At 46.7% G+C, this 4,025-nt stretch carries 5 protein-coding genes; 1 reads left to right on the forward strand and 4 read right to left on the reverse strand.

The window, feature by feature from the left end:
- The coding region (locus AC14M5_RS12835; protein WP_484030067.1) for a hypothetical protein at nt 1–210 on the forward strand (210 nt) is incomplete at its 5' end.
- Nucleotides 211–1,011: 801 nt separating this feature from the next.
- On the opposite strand, the gene AC14M5_RS12840 is transcribed toward AC14M5_RS12835, so the two are convergent.
- The 4 genes from AC14M5_RS12840 to AC14M5_RS12855 form a co-directional block, all read right to left on the reverse strand.
- Nucleotides 1,012–1,305, reverse strand: a complete 294-nt coding sequence (locus AC14M5_RS12840; protein WP_484030068.1) for a hypothetical protein — start codon at nt 1,303–1,305, stop codon at nt 1,012–1,014.
- Between the two features lie 48 nt (nt 1,306–1,353).
- Entirely contained in the window at nt 1,354–2,046 is a 693-nt protein-coding gene (locus AC14M5_RS12845) for a MazG nucleotide pyrophosphohydrolase domain-containing protein (RefSeq protein WP_484030069.1), read from the reverse strand.
- Nucleotides 2,043–2,867, reverse strand: a complete 825-nt coding sequence (locus AC14M5_RS12850) for a class I SAM-dependent methyltransferase (RefSeq protein WP_484030070.1) — start codon at nt 2,865–2,867, stop codon at nt 2,043–2,045. Before AC14M5_RS12850 ends, AC14M5_RS12845 begins: the two co-directional genes overlap by 4 nt.
- 99 nt (nt 2,868–2,966) lie before the next feature.
- Nucleotides 2,967–3,620, reverse strand: coding sequence for a DsbA family protein (locus AC14M5_RS12855; RefSeq protein ID WP_484030071.1), 654 nt, complete (start codon nt 3,618–3,620; stop codon nt 2,967–2,969).
- Between the last annotated feature and the right edge of the window lie 405 nt (nt 3,621–4,025).

Consider the following 4,025-nt stretch of genomic DNA (forward strand, 5'->3'; position numbering starts at 1 on the left):
GTGGAACTTGATCCTACTCGCATGGGGCGTGATGCCGGGCGTATCGCAGATGAAGTCGTCTCACATCTTACAAGCCTCGGCGGAGCTAAAACCAAAATCACTTTGGAAATTGAAGTCGACGTACCAAATGGAATCCCTGAGGAGCGAGTAAGAATTGTTTCTGAGAATAGCAATACCCTAAAATTCAAAAACCGGTCATTCGAGGAATAAAGCCACGAATTCAGAAGTGCATAATAATCAACGGTCAGACATTAAGTATTTGTTTAAATGCGAGATATTAAAGCCCTAAGAGAAATAATCTTCGATTAGAAACAGACCCGAAAAGTACAGGCATTAGGGGTTCTCTATGAGGCTTAATAGCAACCAACTATCATTGCTAGAGCTTATCAATATGATTAAAGAACTTTATAGTATATTTGAATAGCATCGAACTGCAAGCTTAGAAGAGCTACCGACACGTTGACGGAACCAATTTGGGAATGCCGCTGGGGTTGTTGACGTATGTTGAGTCTAGTGCAAGTGACCAAGCCAATTTGAATATTTTCTTCGTTGCACGATGAGTCACAGGAAGATTCGTCGAATTTTTCCGTCATTAGTGTATCTGCTGTTGAGAGAGGTGGAATCCTACAAACCGCCTTCTTGAAATTTGGGTGCGTCGAAGACTGGCTTGGAAATTGAAGGGTAGTTAATCTACAAGCTCTGGTTACTTATGAAAATCACCGTTTCCAAAAGTAATAGGTAGGAAGATATAACATTAGCTTTCTAATCTCAGGCAAATAGATTTTAGCTTTCATCAAATGACTTCAACGCGGCTTGACATTCCACGCTCAAATCAAAACCAATATTTTGCTCGGGTGCAAACTTTTTGAATGCTACATATTCGTAGCATACCAATTGAAGTCCCGAGAAATTGCCACCCAATTATTGAGTGTATATTTTCCTTCTGAACTGTTCACGTGCAATCCACGCGTGCCGAGCCGGCCGATCTCGAAGCCAATCTGCTGCACCTCTTCAAGTGGCATCTTCTCGAACTTTTCCAGAGCGGACACGCAGTACATCACCGCATCCATGCGCGGCGCGCCCAGCCGCAGCGTGAAAGCCCTTTTCTGCGATCTGTGTGCGGGCTGTACGGGCACATTCGGCGATCTCGCTGAACTCGTCAAGTTCAATTGACTTGATATGGGACTTGTCTGCTTCGAGTACATCCCCGCCAAATTGTAAGCCTTGACCGAGTCCATGCCATGCGGCAAGTATAACTTGATTTGAACTTGAATGATGTTCCCCAAAACAGGTCAGGCTTCTCATCCAACTTTGAGTTATCTGATGAAGAATACTTTCCTCGACTTGATGGTATTAGATAGAACGGACATCGAGCTCAACATTAGAATGTGAGTGACAATCTGCAGGTAACTCGGACCCTTGTTCGCGCTTGGTACAAGCTTTCACTTGCTTTGATATTTGGATTGCCAGCCTCCTAACAGCATCCTCAGGCATCGAAACCGTCGCATGCTCAAAGGCATCGTTGAGTGCCAGCCATACCCATGCAGCGTAAGTATAGCCGGGTGCAAAATTTTGAGCCGTTGGCGGTTCGAGAGGAATCGCCACGGTTGGGTGGTTCTTGAATGTGATAAACGCCTGATCTTGTTCGATGGTTACCTCGTACATTTTCCAATTTATCCCTTCACGATCGAGATTTCTTTCAATTGCCTTGATAGCTTGCCAATTAAGATTTACGGCCTCGATATCTGACAAAACCAGGTTGCCAAAAACATGTTGATTTCGTCGCATGATCTTGCGATGCAAGTCATCTATGACTTCTGGCATGGTGAACCAGCCTACTTCGCTTGCCAACTCGCTGTAGACCAGGATCTGAAAAAGCAGATCACCCAATTCCTCTTTGAGGGCAATCGGATCTTGGTTTTCCAACGCAACAAGAACCTCCTGAAATTCCTCTGCAAGATACGTTCCTAAGGTTTCCAGTGTCTGTGTTTGATACCAGGGACACTTTCGACGCAGGTGGGCTATATCCGAAAGCAATACGTTCATGCCGGTTTTCTCGCTATACCGATGATATGACCACTTACTCCCAATAGAGAGCGATCTGCCTCCATATTACGAGTCATATCAAGAAGCCACTGTCGGGTTTCTGCATGAGACCAGTGTTCCTTGAATCTCTCGCCAAGCAGCTTGGCAGGGCCTTCGACTGCCAACGTGGTACGGTACTGGAATCTCGCTTGTTTGATCTCTCTTTCCAATTCACTGGGGTGGTGGAAGAAAGCTGTAGTAAAGAAATCCTGGTCGGGGTCAGGGCGGTGCTGACCCGTATAGGCAGTTTGCCTGGCAATGGACATGGAGCGTTCATCAAGCAAATTCCTGGTCAATACTTTGACCAACGGGATGTACCGGGATATTGCGCCTGCCAGCAGAATGCCTCCCGGCTTCAGAACACGGAAAGCCTGCTGCAAAGCCTGAATCCTGTCGTGCCGTCTTGTAAGGTGATACAGCGGTCCCAGCATAATGACCGCATCTATACTCTCGGGTTCGACGATAAGGCTGCAAGCATTGCCAAGCTGGATGCTCTGTAATTTGTGTGAATGTTGCCGATCCCTTGCCTGTGCAAGTTCGATGTGAGCCGGGACGATATCCACTAAATGGACCAGGTATCCGCAGTCTGCCAGCCAATGGGAATGAATAGCAGGACCACCGCCAACATCCAGTACGATGGCTGGCGGAACCGGTAACCACCGACTGAAAATATCCCGCGTCCGCAACAATTCAAGCTCAGACTCAATTCGGGTTAGACGCTTGCTTTCATCCGTAATCGTGTAGTAATTTAGCAAATCGTGAAACGGAAAATTGGATTGCATGGATAAACCTCTTGCGAGAATTGTTGTTCACCTGTTTCGAATCGTTCGAGCTTGCATACCCTGAATACACTGGAGGAAAATACTTCCAGGAAATTTCCTTTAGTTCGTAGGCAACTCACCGGCTAATTCTGCGTCAATCAATTGTTTGAATGCATCCAAAGGTTGGGCGCCGACTACGGCAATTCCGTTGATAAAGAAGGTCGGTGTCGAGCGTATACCCAGGCTCACAGAAAAATCAATATCTTCCTGCACAAGCGCCCGGTACTTCCGGTTGGCGATGCAACTTTCAAATGAGACCATATCCAATCCCAGTTCCTCGGCGAATTGGATGTAAATCCTGTTACTCAGGGTTTCACCGCTGAAAAGCCTGCCATGAAACTGCCAGAAGGCATTCTGCTCACCTGCACAAAGGGCAGCCATTGCTGCAGGAAATGCCTCTGGGTGGATGGAGGTCAGAGGCAGGTTGCGGTAAACAAACTTAATTTTGTCAGGATAAGCCGCCAGAAGCTTGGTGTAGACCTCATCGTGCCACTTTTTGCAGAAGGGACATTGATAATCGCTGAACTCGACGATGACAATGGGAGCGTCTTCAGGACCGGTAGCAGGGAAACCATCGACCGGGACATCGTAACGATCGATCTTCAGTTCCTTCGCTGATGTGTTAGTTGCTGTGGTCTGTGCATTGCCATCTGATCTCATTCCCCAGATCACATGGCCGAAAAATATGCCCACGGCAAGAGCTAGGATGGTCATGGTTAGGTAGAGATCCCTCCTGCTAAGCGTGATGACGTTTCCATCGGAAGGACGTGTGGATGTGTTATTAATTTTCATGAAGCCATTGTAGTGCGACTAGCAAGGGGGTGGGGTGGATAATGGTCCAACGGGTTGGAACCGCCTTTCACGATGAACATTGCTTGTAAAGGGAAGGCTGTGCAATCTGTGGATCCACCAAAGCTGCGACGAGTATTACGTGGTTAGGTGTTGCCTGCGATAGTATGCTTGTGCTTTAACTTGATGATTCTATGGTTTATATAGAATGTCATAATTCGTCAGTGTCATTCCGCTTAATTTGCCTTTAATGTGAAATAAATTACAAAACCGCAATTTCCAAGTATTGACCCTGTTTTTTAGATAAGGTATCCTGTCGAACCCTTCACC

It is taken from the genome of Candidatus Villigracilis sp. (assembly GCF_057083605.1).

Coding starts and splice junctions, on each gene's coding strand:
- AC14M5_RS12840 (WP_484030068.1), bottom strand. CDS start 1,305: ATGAGAAGCCTGACCTGTTTTGGGGAACATCATTCAAGTTCAAATCAA.
- AC14M5_RS12845 (WP_484030069.1), bottom strand. CDS start 2,046: ATGAACGTATTGCTTTCGGATATAGCCCACCTGCGTCGAAAGTGTCCC.
- AC14M5_RS12850 (WP_484030070.1), bottom strand. CDS start 2,867: ATGCAATCCAATTTTCCGTTTCACGATTTGCTAAATTACTACACGATT.
- AC14M5_RS12855 (WP_484030071.1), bottom strand. CDS start 3,620: ATGACCATCCTAGCTCTTGCCGTGGGCATATTTTTCGGCCATGTGATC.